Annotated in this window: 19 protein-coding genes; 11 read left to right on the top strand and 8 right to left on the bottom strand. The window is 60.8% G+C overall.

Annotated features, from left to right (window positions below):
* Positions 1 to 245: 245 nt before the first annotated feature.
* Complete coding sequence (locus tag AC2444_RS13790) at positions 246 to 548, top strand: hypothetical protein (protein ID WP_012758168.1); 303 nt, start codon at positions 246 to 248, stop codon at positions 546 to 548.
* Between the two features lie 220 nt (positions 549 to 768).
* Here AC2444_RS13790 and AC2444_RS13785 read toward each other — a convergent pair whose 3' ends face one another.
* Positions 769 to 1,077, bottom strand: coding sequence for a hypothetical protein (locus AC2444_RS13785; protein ID WP_012758167.1), 309 nt, complete (start codon positions 1,075 to 1,077; stop codon positions 769 to 771).
* A 378-nt stretch (positions 1,078 to 1,455) separates the two neighbouring features.
* Here AC2444_RS13785 and AC2444_RS13780 point away from each other — a divergent pair, with 378 nt between their 5' ends.
* Both AC2444_RS13780 and chrA read left to right on the top strand, forming a co-directional pair.
* A complete protein-coding gene (locus AC2444_RS13780; protein ID WP_012758166.1) occupies positions 1,456 to 2,271 on the top strand; it encodes a chromate resistance protein ChrB domain-containing protein in 816 nt (271 codons plus the stop codon).
* A gap of 1 nt (position 2,272) precedes the next feature.
* Positions 2,273 to 3,694 (top strand): chromate efflux transporter, encoded by a 1,422-nt coding sequence (gene chrA, locus AC2444_RS13775; RefSeq protein WP_012758165.1) that lies wholly within the window; start codon positions 2,273 to 2,275, stop codon positions 3,692 to 3,694.
* 15 nt (positions 3,695 to 3,709) lie between these two features.
* Here the strand turns inward: chrA and AC2444_RS13770 are convergent, their stop codons facing one another.
* Positions 3,710 to 5,041, bottom strand: a complete 1,332-nt coding sequence (locus AC2444_RS13770; RefSeq protein ID WP_012758164.1) for a hemolysin family protein — start codon at positions 5,039 to 5,041, stop codon at positions 3,710 to 3,712.
* A gap of 178 nt (positions 5,042 to 5,219) precedes the next feature.
* Positions 5,220 to 5,603 (bottom strand): VOC family protein, encoded by a 384-nt coding sequence (locus tag AC2444_RS13765; protein WP_012758163.1) that lies wholly within the window; start codon positions 5,601 to 5,603, stop codon positions 5,220 to 5,222.
* A gap of 525 nt (positions 5,604 to 6,128) precedes the next feature.
* Between AC2444_RS13765 and AC2444_RS13760 the strand changes: the two genes are divergently transcribed.
* Positions 6,129 to 6,437: an RcnB family protein gene (locus AC2444_RS13760; RefSeq protein WP_012758162.1), complete on the top strand. Its 309-nt coding sequence runs from the start codon at positions 6,129 to 6,131 to the stop codon at positions 6,435 to 6,437.
* Positions 6,438 to 6,711: 274 nt separating this feature from the next.
* On the opposite strand, the gene AC2444_RS13755 is transcribed toward AC2444_RS13760, so the two are convergent.
* From AC2444_RS13755 to AC2444_RS13745, 3 genes are all read right to left on the bottom strand, one after another.
* On the bottom strand, positions 6,712 to 6,888 hold the full coding sequence (locus AC2444_RS13755; protein WP_012758161.1) for a hypothetical protein: 177 nt from the start codon (positions 6,886 to 6,888) through the stop codon (positions 6,712 to 6,714).
* A complete protein-coding gene (zigA, locus tag AC2444_RS13750) occupies positions 6,885 to 8,090 on the bottom strand; it encodes a zinc metallochaperone GTPase ZigA (RefSeq protein WP_012758160.1) in 1,206 nt (401 codons plus the stop codon). The genes AC2444_RS13755 and zigA overlap by 4 nt, the downstream gene beginning before the upstream one ends.
* 146 nt (positions 8,091 to 8,236) lie before the next feature.
* The gene (locus AC2444_RS13745) at positions 8,237 to 9,271 is read right to left on the bottom strand and encodes a zinc ABC transporter substrate-binding protein (RefSeq protein WP_128438125.1); all 1,035 of its coding nucleotides are present in this window, start codon (positions 9,269 to 9,271) and stop codon (positions 8,237 to 8,239) included.
* A 102-nt stretch (positions 9,272 to 9,373) separates the two neighbouring features.
* Between AC2444_RS13745 and AC2444_RS13740 the strand changes: the two genes are divergently transcribed.
* Genes AC2444_RS13740 through AC2444_RS13730 form a run of 3 tightly spaced genes read left to right on the top strand, consistent with a single transcriptional unit; the run spans position 9,374 to position 11,491 of the window.
* Complete coding sequence (locus tag AC2444_RS13740) at positions 9,374 to 10,288, top strand: ATP-binding cassette domain-containing protein (protein ID WP_012758158.1); 915 nt, start codon at positions 9,374 to 9,376, stop codon at positions 10,286 to 10,288.
* Entirely contained in the window at positions 10,281 to 11,096 is an 816-nt protein-coding gene (znuB, locus tag AC2444_RS13735; protein WP_012758157.1) for a zinc ABC transporter permease subunit ZnuB, read from the top strand. The genes AC2444_RS13740 and znuB overlap by 8 nt, the downstream gene beginning before the upstream one ends.
* Positions 11,093 to 11,491: a Fur family transcriptional regulator gene (locus AC2444_RS13730; RefSeq protein ID WP_011652680.1), complete on the top strand. Its 399-nt coding sequence runs from the start codon at positions 11,093 to 11,095 to the stop codon at positions 11,489 to 11,491. The genes znuB and AC2444_RS13730 overlap by 4 nt, the downstream gene beginning before the upstream one ends.
* A 157-nt stretch (positions 11,492 to 11,648) precedes the next feature.
* Here the strand turns inward: AC2444_RS13730 and AC2444_RS13725 are convergent, their stop codons facing one another.
* Positions 11,649 to 12,416 (bottom strand): hypothetical protein, encoded by a 768-nt coding sequence (locus AC2444_RS13725; RefSeq protein WP_164902750.1) that lies wholly within the window; start codon positions 12,414 to 12,416, stop codon positions 11,649 to 11,651.
* A gap of 192 nt (positions 12,417 to 12,608) precedes the next feature.
* On the opposite strand from AC2444_RS13725, the gene AC2444_RS13720 reads away from it, so the two are divergent.
* From AC2444_RS13720 to AC2444_RS13710, 3 genes are all read left to right on the top strand, one after another.
* Positions 12,609 to 13,184 carry a transglutaminase-like cysteine peptidase gene (locus AC2444_RS13720; RefSeq protein WP_012758155.1) on the top strand — a complete coding sequence of 192 codons (576 nt, stop codon included), beginning with the start codon at positions 12,609 to 12,611 and terminating at the stop codon, positions 13,182 to 13,184.
* 89 nt (positions 13,185 to 13,273) lie between these two features.
* The gene (locus AC2444_RS13715; RefSeq protein WP_012758154.1) at positions 13,274 to 13,690 is read left to right on the top strand and encodes an ester cyclase; all 417 of its coding nucleotides are present in this window, start codon (positions 13,274 to 13,276) and stop codon (positions 13,688 to 13,690) included.
* Between the two features lie 5 nt (positions 13,691 to 13,695).
* On the top strand, positions 13,696 to 13,977 hold the full coding sequence (locus tag AC2444_RS13710) for a DUF5071 domain-containing protein (protein ID WP_244432224.1): 282 nt from the start codon (positions 13,696 to 13,698) through the stop codon (positions 13,975 to 13,977).
* Between the two features lie 205 nt (positions 13,978 to 14,182).
* Here the strand turns inward: AC2444_RS13710 and AC2444_RS13705 are convergent, their stop codons facing one another.
* Positions 14,183 to 14,554 carry a hypothetical protein gene (locus AC2444_RS13705; RefSeq protein ID WP_012758153.1) on the bottom strand — a complete coding sequence of 124 codons (372 nt, stop codon included), beginning with the start codon at positions 14,552 to 14,554 and terminating at the stop codon, positions 14,183 to 14,185.
* Positions 14,555 to 14,882: 328 nt separating this feature from the next.
* Here AC2444_RS13705 and AC2444_RS13700 point away from each other — a divergent pair, with 328 nt between their 5' ends.
* Complete coding sequence (locus tag AC2444_RS13700; protein ID WP_003560747.1) at positions 14,883 to 15,284, top strand: hypothetical protein; 402 nt, start codon at positions 14,883 to 14,885, stop codon at positions 15,282 to 15,284.
* The last annotated feature ends 62 nt before the right edge of the window (positions 15,285 to 15,346 follow it).

Genomic DNA, 15,346 nt, shown 5'->3' with positions numbered 1-15,346 from the left:
CGGCAGCGTAGACCAAACATCTTAATGGATCGGGATGTAGCGATGCCCTCGCCGGGGCAGTAGCGAAGGAGTGCCCGTCCACCTGGGTCTTGCTGCCTTCAAAGAGCTCGTGCCTTAGCTGACTTCTCAAGCGTGCCGGGAAGTAAAAGGCACGGCTGTGCTCAGGCGTACAATTCGTAGGGTTTCCGGACTGGCGGCACGCGGTGGGATGCCCTACCTTGGCTCTCTCCAATTCAGGAGTTTCCATGAAAAGCGTTGTTCTGGCCGTCGCACTGTTGTTTCCGTCCGCAGCTCTTGCCATCGAGGCGGTGGAGGTCAATGCAAGGGATCACAGTTGCGAGGAGCTTGCGCAGATCATTCGCAAGGACAAGGCGGTTTTTGTGCGTATGGGTTTTGGCGGCCGCAGCTTCCGTTATCCGCCGGCCAGGTGCAATCTCGGCGACAAATACGACAGCGCAAGGGTAAGGGATGCCAACGGCAAACTCTGCCTTCTCGAATACGAATGCGTGTACGATCCGCAGTCCTTCTATAACAGGATCCCGAAATAATATCCCGATCGAGGCGTTGCCAATAGGGTCAAGAAAAAAGGCCGGGCGAAACTCGCACCGACCTTCCTCGATCAGTCTCGATAACGGCTGCCAGTACCTCCGTGGTCAGCCGTCAGAGACAGATTTAGTATCCCTTAAATAGGGTTTGCTTAAAAATCTTCAAGAACTCGCGGCAGAAAGGAAGCCGGCACTGGGCCGGCTTCTTCTGAACGAGCAGCGATTACTGCTGTGCAGGGGCAGCCGGCGGAGTGGCCGGTGCTGGTGCCGGTGCAGGCGCTGCGCTGTTGTCGGTCGGAGCGATCGGCTTGGCCGGCGCCGGCTCTGATTGGGTCGTGGAGGCTGTCGTGTCCGGGGATGTGCCGGGGGTGCTCCACTGCGAATAGGCGAATGCAGCGACAGCGATCACGGCCAATGCAGCGACCCAGACAACCCACGTATTACTGCTGCGCGCGCTCGGCGTGGTGCGCAGATCCAGATTTGGGTTCAGCGGGCGGTTCGGGTCGTTGGCATTATTGGGGTCGTACGTCATGGTACTTTCTCCTCTTTCGGTGACAGAAGAATGCAGAAGTGGGCATTTTGTTCCGTTCTGGGCCGAAGCGCTTGTGCTGACTGGGTTTTCGTACTCACTTTTCGCGCTTTACTGGCGTTCCGCGCATTCGCGGCTTTGCCGCTCACCCATCATATGCTTGCGGGCGACCGGCAGAAGACCCGGTGGTAGAGCTGCCGGCTGAGCGGATGCGGTGATGGATGGCGGCCCGCCGGTGCGGACGGCAAGCCGCCTGGGCGCAATGCGCTTGACACCACGGAGTCTGTTTGCGAATGATTTCTGCATGGGGTCGCGATCACCCCACGAGGCGTCATGCTGAAGAATCGCGTCCAGTAAAACCGATCAACGGAGGGACGCGTCATGCCGTCATTTCTCGAAATTTCTCCCGACAAGCTCAACCGCCTCATTGGAACCCCCGGTGCGCCTTGCATTATCGACGTTCGCACCGAGGAGGACTTCGCGCTCGATCCGCGCCTGGTGCCCAGCTCGATCCGGCGAAGCCATGCCGAGGTCGGGTCCTGGGCGGGCAGCGTCGATGCCGATTCCGTCGTCGTGGTCTGCCAGAAGGGCAGCAAGCTCAGCCATGGCGTCGCCGCCTACCTGCGCCATGCCGGGATCGACGCCGAGAGCCTCGAAGGCGGCTTCGAAGCCTGGATCACAGGTGGACTGGCGGTGCCCGAGGAAAAGCTGCCGCGCCGCGACGCTGAGGGACGTACCGTCTGGGTGACGCGGGCGCGGCCGAAGATCGACCGCATTGCCTGTCCCTGGCTGATCCGGCGCTTCGTCGATCCGAGCGCCGTATTCCTGTTCGTGCCGGCGCCTGAGGTTTTAGCCGTCAGCGAGCGCTTCGCGGCTACGCCCTTCGATATCGATGATGTGTTCTGGAGCCATCGCGGCGAACTCTGCACCTTTGATGTCATGGTCGAGGAGTTCGGGCTGGCATCGGAGCCGCTCCTGCGCCTGGCGCGGATCGTCAGGGCGGCGGATACCGCAAGACTCGATCTCGCGCCCGAGGCGGCGGGCCTGCTGGCCGCCTCGCTCGGCCTCTCCAGGATGTATTCCGACGATCGGGAACAGCTCGAGGCCGGGATGCTTCTCTACGACGCCTTCTTCCGCTGGTGCCGCGATGCGACCGAGGAAACCCACAACTGGCCGGCGCTGAAGAAGAGAGCATGAGATGGTCGAGATGACGGATAATGCGCCCAGTGGCAAAATGGCGGAGGAAGACACCGGAGAGGGGCATCATCACGGCGTCTCGTTTGGCGATGCCTTCAGGGTGTGGCTGCGCGTCGCCGCCCTGAGTTTCGGCGGCCCTGCCGGCCAGATCGCCGTCATGCACCGGATCATTGTCGACGAGAAGCGATGGATCGGTGAGCACCGTTTTCTGCATGCGCTGAACTATTGCATGCTGCTCCCCGGACCCGAGGCGCAGCAGCTCGCCATCTATATCGGCTGGCTGATGCATCGGACAGCAGGCGGTCTCGTCGCCGGCCTGCTGTTCGTAATGCCTGGGTTCCTGTCGATCCTCTGTCTCAGCTATATCTACGCGGCTTACGGCAATGTCGGCATCGTCGCCGGCCTGTTCTTCGGGCTGAAGGCGGCGGTGCTTGCCGTCGTCGTGCAGGCCGTCATCCGCATCGGCGGTCGTGCGCTCAAGAATCGCGTCATGGTCGGTATCGCGGCCGCGGCCTTCATCGCCATCTTCTTTCTCCATGTGCCGTTCCCGCTGATCGTGCTCGCGGCCGGCATTGCCGGCTTCCTCGGCGGCAGGTTCGGGCTTGCCGCCTTTCAGACGGGCGGCGGCCATAAGGCCGGAAGCGGCCCGGTGCTGTCGGATGCGGAGTCGGCGCTCGGCGAAGGCATACCGGCGCATGCGCGCCCGAATCTCGCCTGGTCGCTGCGCATCTCGGCCGTGCTGCTTGCCCTCTGGCTCGCGCCGCTCGCGGCGCTCTACGCAACCTTCGGTGCTGACAACGTCTTTACCGAAATCGGCCTTTTCTTCAGCAAAATGGCGGTCGTCACCTTCGGCGGGGCCTATGCGGTGCTTGCCTATGTCGCACAGGAGGCCGTGCAGCATTTCGGCTGGCTGAAACCCGGCGAGATGTTGGATGGTCTCGGCATGGCCGAGACGACGCCGGGGCCGCTGATCATGGTCGTCCAGTTCGTCGGCTTCATGGGCGCCTACCGGGATTCGGGAGCGCTGAACCCGATGCTTGCTGCGACCCTTGCGGCGATACTGACGAGCTGGGTCACCTTCGTGCCCTGTTTCCTGTGGATCTTCCTCGGTGCGCCGTTCATCGAAAAACTGCGCGGCAACATAGCGCTCGCCGGCGCGATGTCGGCCATAACAGCGGCGGTGGTCGGGGTTATCCTCAACCTCGCTATCTGGTTTGCCCTGCACACGCTGTTTGCAGAGGTTGCGACCGTCCAGCTTGGCGGCTTGCGGCTCGATATTCCCGTGCTGCAATCGGCCGTGCCGGCGGCAATGGCGCTGTCTGCCGCCGCGGCGATAGCGATCTTCCGCTTCAAGGCTTCCGTCATCGCGACGCTGCTAGCCTGCGCAGCCGCGGGAATGCTCTGGACGCTGGCGGTGAACTAGAGCCTTTCTTTGGCCCTAGGCCTCCGCCCCATCCGCGGGAATGCGCGTCGCGAGCATCTTGTCGATACGCATGCCGTCCATGTCGAGCACTTCGAAGCGCCAGTTGTCGAAGACGAAGGTTTCGCCGGCTTCGGGGATGTGCTGGAGCTGATGCAGCGCAAAGCCCGCCAGCGTATGGAAATCGGCATCCGGACGATCGCGCAGGCCCAGCCGTTCGAAGGCGTCGAAGGCCGGCATCATCGCATCGATCAAGAGCGACCCGTCTTCCCTGACGACGATGTCGGGCTCTTCGTTGGATCCCGGCAGGTCGCCGGCGATGGCTTCGAGCAGGTCGGTCTGGGTGACGATGCCTTCGAGGCTGCCATATTCGTCGATGACGATGGCGAGGCGAACGGGTGAGGCCTTGAAACTGTCGAGCACGCGGACGACCGAGGTGCCCTCATGCAGCACCAACGGCTGCTTGATCACCTCCATCGGCCGGACCTTGCCGCCGTCGAGAACCTGATCGAGAAGGTCCTTCTTCAACACCATGCCGATCGGCTCGTCGATCGAGCCGCGGGCGACCAGTAATTGCTCGTGGCTGCATTCGCGGATGGTCTTCAGGATCTCGGCCTCGCTGTCGTCGGCGTCGAACCATTCGATGTCGAGACGCGGGGTCATGATGTCGGAGATCGGTCTGTCGCCGATGTTGAACACCCGCTCGACGAGCTGCTGCTGCACCTGGTTGAGAAGGCCGGCCTCCTGGCTCTCAGCGACCAGCAGCTTGAGCTCCTGCGGCGAATGGAACGACGATTCCCCGGTTCCGGCGCGAAGACCGACGCCCCGCAGCACCATGTTGCCCATGCCGTTCAGGACAAAGATCGCCGGCTTAAACAGCACCAGGAACAGACCGAGCGGGCGCACCACGGCAAGCGAAGTGGCCTCGCTGCGTTGAAGCGCTAGGCTCTTCGGCGCGAGCTCGCCGAGCACGATATGCAGGGCCGTGATGATGACGAAGGCGATGACGACGGCAACAGTATGCGCGCCCGCCGTCGCCCATTGCCCGGGCAGCCAGGACAGCAGCGGCTCGATCAGATGGGCAAGCGCCGGTTCGCCAACCCAGCCGAGGGCGAGCGACGAGATGGTGATGCCAAGCTGGGTGGCTGCAAGGTTGGAGTCGAGATTGTCGACGGCGCGCTGAAGTGCCGAGGCGTTCATGCGGCCTGCCGCAGCGAGTTCGGCGACGCGGCTACGCCTGACTGACACCAGGGCGAATTCGGCGGCAACGAAGAAGCCATTGGCGGCGACGAGAAGAAACACGGCTAGTATCCCGATATAGTCGGAGAGCCCGCCGGCGGAATCGGACATGTTTTCCCTGCCTTCGAATTGATAGGAATCCGAAACTACACGCTCGCACACTGGTGGCAAGGCGTTCCGGCCAGCCTCGCGGCGAGAGATGCCAACGCCGGCAGCCGTGATCGAAATACTGCGTCGGTTTGCTGATGACTGCAAATGCGTGGCAACCGCATGACCGGCGTCGCGCCATTCACCGCTTGGGTGCTTCGAAGAGCTCGATCGGGTTTCCGGCCGGATCATCGAGCAGGATCTGCTTGCCGCCGATGCCCTGCACGATCTCGTTGCGGAAGCGCGCACCGGCTTGGCGCAGCGCGGTGACTTTCGCCTCCAGGTCTCCGACCTCGATCTGGATACGATTCCATCCGCCAGGCTCCGGCTTTCGCCCGTCGGGCATTGCTTGAGATGCTCCGCCCGGTCCCGTCATGCCGCTGACGAACAGACGAAAACCGTCCCTGGTCAGGATGGCGAAACTCGGCGCGGGGCGAAGCGCGACGGAGAAGCCGAGATGTCTTGTGTAGAATTCCACCGCGGCGTCGACGTCGTCGACGATATAGCGCATGCTGATACCGGGCATGTTTTCCTCCATTGTGGTCTTCGTTGTCTTGATCTGATCGTCCCCTCACGGGACATGCAGAATTCTCCTGTTCCTAATGCGTCGCTTCGAACTCGATTATGCGCCCGTTTCAAGTTTATGCATCTCGCTATGCCAATCGCGAGCACCTTTAGGCGATAGGCAAGATATCGAATCGAGGGCATGCCCGTCGGCCGCCATCCGCAGCGACCCTCCACGGCGGCGTCTTCCAGGCGATGGGCACAGGAAGGGCGCGCCGCCCTAGGCTCATCCTCGGATGCCCCGCAACTGTCTTTTCTTCAATCCCGCCCCGATGTGCTGCCAAGGGCTTCCAAGGACGAACTGGCCGGCCGCGCCGATGCCCCGTCTGCGGCGATAGAATATTTGTTACCATGTATAAGATTAATCTAAAATATAAACTTCGACCCGTAGCTATTGGATTTGATTACAAAAGTTTAATTTTTATTTCAGTTTCGGTTCATCTTTTCGGCCCTAGTTTGGTCACGTGCCCAACATGAGGAATCCCACATGAAAAAGATTTTTGCAGCTCTTCTTTCCGCCTCCTTCCTTCTTTCCCCGATGGTTGTTTCCCAGGCCAGCGCCGACGATCACCGCCGTCCCCACGTCGAGCAGAAGAAGGTGGTCGTCCGGTCGCATTGGAAGAGGGGATACCGCGTCAACGCCAGCGAACGTCGCCGGTTCTCCGATGTCAACGACTACCGCCGCTACCGGCTGGCGCCTCCGCCCCGCGGTTATCGCTGGGTGCGGGCCGACAATGACTACCTGCTGATTGGCGTCACCAGCGGTATCATCTCCAGCATTATTGCCGGTCGCTGATCGGTCGATAGATCAGGAAGGGCGGCTTCGGCTTTGACTCTGCGGCGGCAAGCGCTTCCGTCTCGGATAAGATCGTCGTTCTCTCTATCCTTCCTCATTCCTGTGCTCGTCACAGGAATCCAGCCACGGCGCGTCTGCGCCGTGAATGACTCTCATTCGGAAGGAAGTCTCGCGTGCTCAAAGACTTGGGCACACTAGATTCCTGTGACAAGTACAGGAATGAAGGAGGGTGAGGCGGCGTTCGCGCCAGACTCGCTGCGTCGGTTGTGATCGCTTAGTCCTGCCGACGCAAAGCTACCCGGCCGGCGATGATGCCGAGAAGTCCCTTCGGTTTGCGGGCTTCAGTCTCTGTGTCCGGTTTATACGTCAGCGGATGCAGCCCTTCGATCGGTGGCAAAGGATCGCATTCCTGGCAGACGCAGAGATAGCGTTTGATTGCCTTCGCTGTCATGCCGCCTGCCTGTTCCAGCTGGCGAAGGGGTCGGACAGGTTGCGCCAGCGTTCCGGTGTAAACACAGTGGCGTCGACCAGACAGGCGTCGAGTTCCTTCCTGATCCAGGCTTCGTCCATCGGATCGGCGCCGATGAAGACGATTTCCTGGCGGCGGTCGCCCCAGACGGGGTCGAGATAGGGGCCGATGGCGCGCATGAAGGCCGGTTCCTCAGGCCATTGTTCGCGTGGCACCGCCGCCCACCAGAGACCCATCTTGCCGGTGCGCACGATCGCGCCCGCCTGGCTGATCTCGCCGACATGGTGCGGGCGCGTCGCCAGCCAGAAGAAGCCTTTGGCGCGCACCACGCCTGGCCATGTCCTGTCGAGGAAGTCCTGCAGCTTAGCCGGATGAAAGGGGCGTTTTTCGCGGTAGACGAAGGAGCGGATGCCGTATTCTTCGGTCTCCGGCAGGTGGTCGCGGAAGCCGTGCAGTTCCTTATACCAGAGTGGATGGGTCTCGGCCTTGTCGATATCGAAGCGGCCGGTGCCGAGCACGTCTTTCAGGGCGACCTTGCCGAAATCCACCTCGATCAGCCGTGCATCCGGGTTGAGGCCGGTGACGATCTTGCGGGCGGCGTCGCGCTCTTCCTCGGCTGCCGTGCCGATCTTGTTCAGCACCACGACATCGGCGAATTCGATCTGCTCGACCAGCAGGTCGACGATGGTTCTGTTGTCGCCGTCGCCGGCCGTTTCTCCCCGGTCGGCGAGGAAATCGGCCGAGGCATAATCGGCAAGCAGATGTGCGGCGTCGACGACGGTCACCATCGTATCCAGCCTTGCCACATCCGAGAGGCTTTGGCCGTTCTCGTCTCGGAATTCGAAGGTGGTGGCGACGGGCAGGGGCTCGGCGATGCCGGTCGATTCGATCAGGAGGTAATCGAAGCGGCCCTGATCGGCGAGCTGGCGCACTTCCTTCAAGAGGTCGTCGCGCAGCGTGCAGCAGATGCAGCCATTGGTCATCTCGACGAGCTGTTCCTCGGTGCGGGAGAGATTGGCGCCGCCATCGCGCACCAGGGCGGCATCGATATTCACCTCGCTCATGTCGTTGACGATAACCGCGACGCGTAAACCTTCGCGATTGGTCAGTACGTGGTTGAGCAGCGTCGTCTTGCCTGCGCCGAGGAAGCCTGAAAGCACCGTGACAGGAAGTCTGTTGTCCATGGGAACCTCATCAGAGTCTTATTTATGTTATATCATTACATTTGATGGTCCGAAAAAAGGCGGAACGGGGTTGTCCGCCTTTTTCCGCCTCAGCTCTCCCTGGAGCGTCGCGTGTCCGGCAGGACGCGCGGAGCGGCGCATGAGAGTCATGCGCTGGAGAGGCAGTCCTTCATGCTGTTGGCGATGCCGCGCATGAGGTTGAAGTAGAGATCGGGACCGGCCTTCAGTGTTGCCGCTTCGGGATCGAGCACGCCTGACTTGGCGCGCGTGCCTTCGATGACGACATTGACGAGGCGCGGCTCGAACTGCGGTTCGGCAAAGACGCAGGTGGCGCCGAGTTCGCCGACCTTGCGGTGGATTTCCGAAACACGCTCGGCGCCGGGAATGGTTTCCGGGCTGACGGTGATCGAGCCGGCGACGCGGATGCCGTAGCGGTGCTCGAAATACTGGTAGGCATCATGGAAGACGATGAAGGGCTTGCCCTTGACGGGAGCGACCATGCCCTTGATCTCGGTATCGAGTGCATCCAGCCTGTCGTCCAGCGCCTTGGCATTGCCCTGATAGGTCAGTGCATTGGCGGGATCGGCGGCAACCAGTGTCGTGGTGATCATGGTCGCCATGGCCTTGGCATTCATCGGGTCGAGCCAGAGATGTGTGTCGAAGGCACCGTGGTCGTGGTCGTGGTCGGCTTCGGCGCCGTGCGTGGCTTCGGCCTTATCGTGCTCATGACCGGAAGCGCTGTCGTGCTCGTCGCCGTCGTCATGCGGCTCGAAGGCGCCGCCTTCGCGGAAAGGCAGCTTGACGAGGCCGGGGGCATTGTCGAGTTCGGCGATGCTGGCATTCCGACCCAGCGCCTGCAGCGGCTTTTCGAGAAAGGCCTCGAGGCCGGGGCCGACCCAGAAGATCACCTTGGCCTCCTGCAGGGCGCGGGCATTCGATGGCTTCAGATTGTAGGTATGCGGGGAGGCCGCGCCATCGACGATCAATTCGGGTTCGCCGACACCCTGCATGATCGCCGAAACCAGCGAATGGATCGGTTTGATCGAGGTGACGACGACAGGCGCATCGGCTGCCCGCATGGTGCCGGCAAAGAGTAGGGCGGGGATCGCCAGGGCCGGGATTGTGAAGGCCGGCATTCGGAGGGCCAAGATTTTAAGGGCAGGCCCCAAGGCGCGTTTCATCAATATGCTTCCCTTGAATTGCAATTGTTATGTTATTACATCAATTGCGTTATGCTATAACGTGTGCAATAGCAGGACGCAACAGCACTTTCGGAAAATTTGATGCTCTCTCCCGCAAAGACCCCCGCTGGTATCAGGGCCGAACCGCTGGTTTCGCTTGAAAATGTCGGCGTTCTGCGCAATGGCCGCTGGCTGGTGCGCGGCGTTGACTTTTCCGTTTCGCGCGGCGAAATCGTCACGCTGATCGGGCCGAACGGCTCGGGCAAGTCGACCAGCGCCAAGGCGGCGATCGGTGTGTTGAAGCCTGATCAGGGCAGGGTGGAGCGCAAGGCCGGCCTCAAGGTCGGCTATGTTCCGCAAAAGCTCACGATCGACTGGACGCTGCCGCTTTCGGTGCGCCGGCTGATGACGCTGACCGGACCGCTGCCCGAGCGCGATATGCTCTCGGCGCTCGAATCCGCCGGTATCGCCCATATGCTCGATGCCGAGGTCCAGCATCTCTCCGGCGGCGAGTTCCAGCGGGCGCTGATGGCCCGGGCGATAGCGCGCAAGCCCGATCTGCTGGTGCTCGACGAGCCGGTGCAGGGGGTCGATTTCTCCGGTGAGATCGCCCTCTACGATCTGATCAAATCGATCCGCAATGCGACGGGCTGCGGCATCCTGCTGATTTCGCACGATCTCCACGTCGTCATGGCCGAGACCGACACGGTCATCTGCCTCAACGGCCATGTCTGCTGCCGCGGTACGCCCGAGTCGGTCAGCCGCAGCCCGGAATATGTGCAGTTGTTCGGCAGCCGGGCGGCGCAGACGCTTGCCGTCTATAGCCATCACCATGATCATACGCATCTGCCTGATGGACGCGTGCAACATGCCGACGGCACGGTGACCGACCATTGCCATCCCGATGACGGGCATCACGCGCATGACCACAGTCATGAGCACGACGATGGTCATGATGGGCACCGCCACGAACATGACCATCCGCATACCCATGCCACGGAGGACCGCCATGCTTGACGACTTCTTCGTGCGCGCCATTCTTGCCGGCGTTGGTCTGGCGCTGACGACAGGGCCGCTCGGCTGCTTCATCATCTGGCGGCGCATGGCCTATTTTGGCGATACGATCGCCCATTCGGCGCTGCTCGGCGTCGCACTGTCGCTGCTCTTCGAACTCAACCTGACGCTGGCTGTCTTTGCCGTTGCCGCGCTCGTGTCGGTGCTGCTGCTCTTCCTGCAGAAGCGCCAAGCGCTGTCAGCCGATGCGCTGCTTGGCATCCTCTCACATGCCACACTGGCGATCGGCCTCGTCATGGTCGCCTTCATGAGCTGGGTGAGGATCGATCTCATCGCCTTCCTGTTCGGCGATATCCTTGCCGTTTCCACGACCGACATCGCGCTAATCTGGGGTGGCGGGCTGTTCGTGCTCGTGGCAATGGCCTGGCTCTGGCGGCCGCTCCTGGCTGCGACCGTCAATGCCGAGCTCGCCGAGGCCGAGGGGCTGAGGCCGGAGCGGGCGCGGCTGTTCTTCATGCTGCTGATGGCCGTCGTCATTGCCATTGCCATGAAGATCGTCGGCATCATGCTGATCACCTCGCTGCTGATCATTCCGGCGGCTGCGGCGCGGCGCTTCTCGCCGACACCGGAAATCATGGCAGTGCTCGCTTCGCTGATTGGAGCGGTCGCCGTCGTCGGCGGGCTGTTCGGCTCGCTCACCTACGACACGCCCTCGGGCCCCTCGATCGTGGTCGCGGCGCTGATCCTCTTCATTCTCAGCCTGCTTCCGGTCAGGCGCCACCGCGCGGTCATGCAAGGACAAGGCTCATGACGACACCGCAATTGACCAAGAACCAGTCGCTGGTCTTCGACGTGCTCGAAAAGGCCGAAGGGCCGCTCAGCGCCTACACCATCCTCGATAAGCTGCGCGACCACGGTTTTCGCGCGCCGCTGCAGGTCTACCGGGCGCTGGAGAAGCTGCTCGAATATGGCGTGGTGCACCGGCTCGAAAGCATCAACTCGTTCGTCGCCTGCGCCCATCCGGGCGACGATTGCCACAGCCACGGCATCGTCGCCTTCGCCATTTGCGAAAGCTGTGGCCAGGTGACGGAGTTCCACGACCACGAGGTCGATCACCGACTTATGGAATGGGTGCGCGGGCAGAAGTTCAAGCCCGAAAAGACGACGATCGAGATCCGTGGGTTGTGCGAGGCCTGTGCGGCATAAGCTTCCTCGCCTTCGCTAGACGATCGCCTCGCGGGCTATTGCGATGGCAGAACCCGTAAGATCCCGACGTTATTAGACGCCGATCACAAAGCGGCGATCAAAAAGGGCGAGGCCGGTAACCCGGCCTCGCCTCTCACTTTCTTTTGCCCCGATCGGGTTAGTCCGGCTTAGATTCAGAGCCGCCCTTGCCGGGGCCGTCATTGCCGCCCTTGCCGGGACCGTCGTTGCCGCCCTTGCCGGGGCCGTCATTGCCGCCCTTGCCGGGACCGTCGTTGCCGCCCTTGCCGGGACCGTCATTGCCGCCCTTGCCGGGGCCGTCATTGCCGCCCTTGCCGTGACCGTCGTTACCACCCTTGCCTGGGCCGTCATTGCCGTCATTGCCGCCTTTGCCTGGGCCGTCTTTGCCACCTTTGCCGTGATCGTGATCTTCTCCGCCCTTGTCGTGGTCGTGATGATCGCGGTCCTTGCCGCCGTGATGGTCTTTTCCACCGTGGCCCGGACCGTCCTTGCCGTGCCCGTGATCTTTCCCGTCCTTGCCGCCGTGATGACTATGGCCCTTGCCGCCGTGATCGTCCTTTCCGCCATTGTCGCCGCTGCCGCTGCCGTCGCCATTGCCGTCGCCATTGCCGTCGCCGCTGCCGTCGCCGTCGCCATTACCATCATCGCCATTATTCCCATTGCTGGCGACGGAGCCGGTGCTGGATGTCTTCTTGCCGCCGCCAATGTTCTGGCTGCCGCGATCGTTATCGTTCGGATTGAACCTGCTATCGGACTGAATTGCTCTGGTCGGCATGCACAGCCTGTATTCGAGTGTTCCGCGAACTGCGGCCTTGCAATTAACGACTGCCGGCGCTGCCGTTGCCAAGCTGCTGCTTGCCAGAAGGGAAGCAACGGCGATGCTGAATTTCGCTGCTCTGCTGATCATTTCAATCCATCTCCCAAGGTTAACCGAATGTTAATGGGGAGAACTCTTACACTAACAATAAATTAACACGAAGAATAGATGATGGTTAATCTGTCTAATTCATCTAATACAGTTAAATTCGCAAGTATAAAATTTTACTAAATTTTTATTGTGCCTATGTTATTGTTTCGCAACAAATAAAAGGAATCGGCTATGAAGCGCCTCTTTTCGCTCGCTGCCTTTTTATTCATTCTTCTGCATTTTCAAGCGGTTGCGGGATCCTCGCTTCCTGTGACGCGAAGCATCGGCGCACCCGTGGGATTCGCCGCAGCCTGCGCCAAGTACAAGTGGCTGTGCGGCAGGATGGCGGCGCAACAGCTGAATGATCAGGCAGGAACAGCGCTACTTCAAAAGGTCAATCGTGCCGTAAATGGACGTATCATTCCCGCGGAAGATCGCCCGTCTTCCCGAAATAAGGATGTTTGGTCTCTGCCGGTTGCCGGCCGTGGGGACTGTGAGGACTACGCTCTCCAGAAGATGAAGGACCTGATCGAAGCTGGTTTTCCATCGAACAGGTTGGCGCTTTCCGTGGTGATTGGACCGCACGATCAAAACCATGTCGTTCTCATTGCCCGGACGGACGGCGGCGATTATGTGCTCGACAATCTGACCAGCGCCGTCAGGCTCTGGCGCACCACGGGCTATACGTTTCTGGCCACTCAGGATTTCCAATCGCGAACGGGCTGGCGCGTGACGCTTGCTGGTCCCCGTGCAGGCGAGTTCTCTTGAACTGAAAGTCTCGAGGCGGCGCGCTCGCCGCTGGCAAGTGCAGATGCCGGCGCTATCTTTGCCTGAGAATCCAAGCCAGAGACGATCGCGTGACGAAAACCGAACTCGCGAAGATATACCGCGGCTACATCGCCTGCCTGAACAGGCAGGACTGGCCCAATCTCGGGCAGTTCGTCGGCGACGATGCAGTTCATAACGGTCGGCGCCTCGGGCTGTCGGGTTACGTCGCCATGCTCGAGCGGGACTTCGATGAGATTCCCGATCTCTATTTCAAGGTGCTGATGCTTCTTTGCGATCCGCCATACATCGCCTGCCGGCTCGGCTTCGATTGCAGGCCGAAGGCAAAATTCCTCGGCCTCGATGTGAACGGCAGGCGCCTTTCCTTCACCGAGAACGTCATCTACGAATTTCGCGGCGGCAAGATCGTCGAGGTCTGGTCGGCCATCGACAAAGTGGCAATCGAAGCCCAGCTTCGGGGTGGGGAGAGGCCCAACAAGATGGAGTGATTGGCGTGTTCGATGCAAGGAGCCTCGTCCCTCGTGACAAGCACGACGTTGCCGCTCTTTCTGGTATCGAGAGCGCTGGTTATCCTGCGATCGCTCCGATCCTGGATGACTTGCTGGCGTGGACCGCGGACGGCAACTGGCCTATTGCTCCACCTCTGGCTCGTTTTCTCGTCTCACTCGGAATGCCAATTGTTGACCCGGTGTCGCGCGTTCTCCGAGGAGATGACTCCCCTCAAAAATATTTCTGCTTTCAACTGATCGTCGAAGCTGTCGATGGAGGTTGTTGAAGCGCTTGAGGGCGACCTCCGGAAGCTGGCGGATCAACCGAGCAAGGCGGACCAGTTGGAAGGGGTCGACGAGTTGGCACGTGAAGCGCTTCAGCGCTTGCATTCATAGCTTCCGGCAGCGCTGTTGCTGATCGTCTGCTCGGGGCCAAGTTGAAGATGAATGCCATCAATGTGATGTGGAGGCGCGATTTTGGTGCGCTTTTGATCAGATGATAGCGACGCGCTCGCCGAAGGGCGTGTCGTCGTCGAAATTGCGGGTGCCGATCCGATCGCTTTCGCCTGACAAGGCCGGCTGTTCCGCCTGTTCGCCGGCCTCTTCCCCTTCTTCCGATGCCGCATGCCGGTGCCGCTTTTGCGGATGCTCCTCGTCGTCGACGATCAGATCCGCGTGCGGAATGAGATCGGCTGCGGCTTCCTTCTCCACGGCCCTCTTTGCTGCCAACTGATCGGCGGTGATCTGCGACTGGCGGGCGGCGACCCAGGCGTTGTCTGGTTCGGAGTCGATCGAGGTGCTGGTGCCGACCTTGGCGGGTTCGGGCGCGGCGGTGGCGGAGATGGGGTTGATCGCGTCGACCATGAAACTCTCCTGCGGTGACCAACTAGCGAAGCAGTCGGCCGCTTCTTGGGATGAAAAACGGTGCGTTCTTCGGACCAATCAGGGAGACATATCGAGCCCGCGCCGAAAAACACAAGGGGACATCAACGTGACTGCCACCTCGGAATGACGAAATCGGTAGCAGGTAGCGGGAAATTCGACGAAGAATTGTGTGCACAAGGGGTGATCGGCGCGTGGTTAATGTAAGAATCGGAAACACTTTGTGACTAAGTGTCTCCAAAAGCAGCGTTTTTTGACTTGCTGCGCGCGAAGACATGACGGATATTGTTTAAACGTTGAGGAAGCCGTCATGATTAGAATGATTGAAAACCCTGCCGAACTGGCTGGCGAAGATATCACCGGCAAATATATACTCCGGAGGCTGAACTATCACTGGTTCGCTTACGGCAAGGCGGCTATCGTGACCGCCTGCAAGGGAACGATTCTGCAGCTTGAGCGGGAAGAGACGGTTTATTCCGAGCGTTGGGGACGTCGCGCCTATACGGGCACCGGCAGACGCTATCCCGGCGGTATCTGTCCCATTTCTGCGGTCGCCTGCGTTTGCGATACGCCCGACGACGTCAATGCCGTCATTCAATTGGACGTCGAAGCGCAGGACGAATTCTATCAACTGATCGCCAAGGCGGAAGCCAGGGTTCAGGCACTTGCCTCATCTTCACGAAACAGCCTGTTTCTCGAAGCCGCCGAGTAACGTGATTTTTTCAACGAAATCCGCCATGTTCAGCGTCCTTCTGCGCGTCCAAAAGGACGCGC

This window comes from Rhizobium sp. WSM1328 (assembly GCF_057653715.1).
Note: the sequence above shows the minus strand (reverse complement) of the source record. Positions and strands in the feature narration are given on the sequence as shown.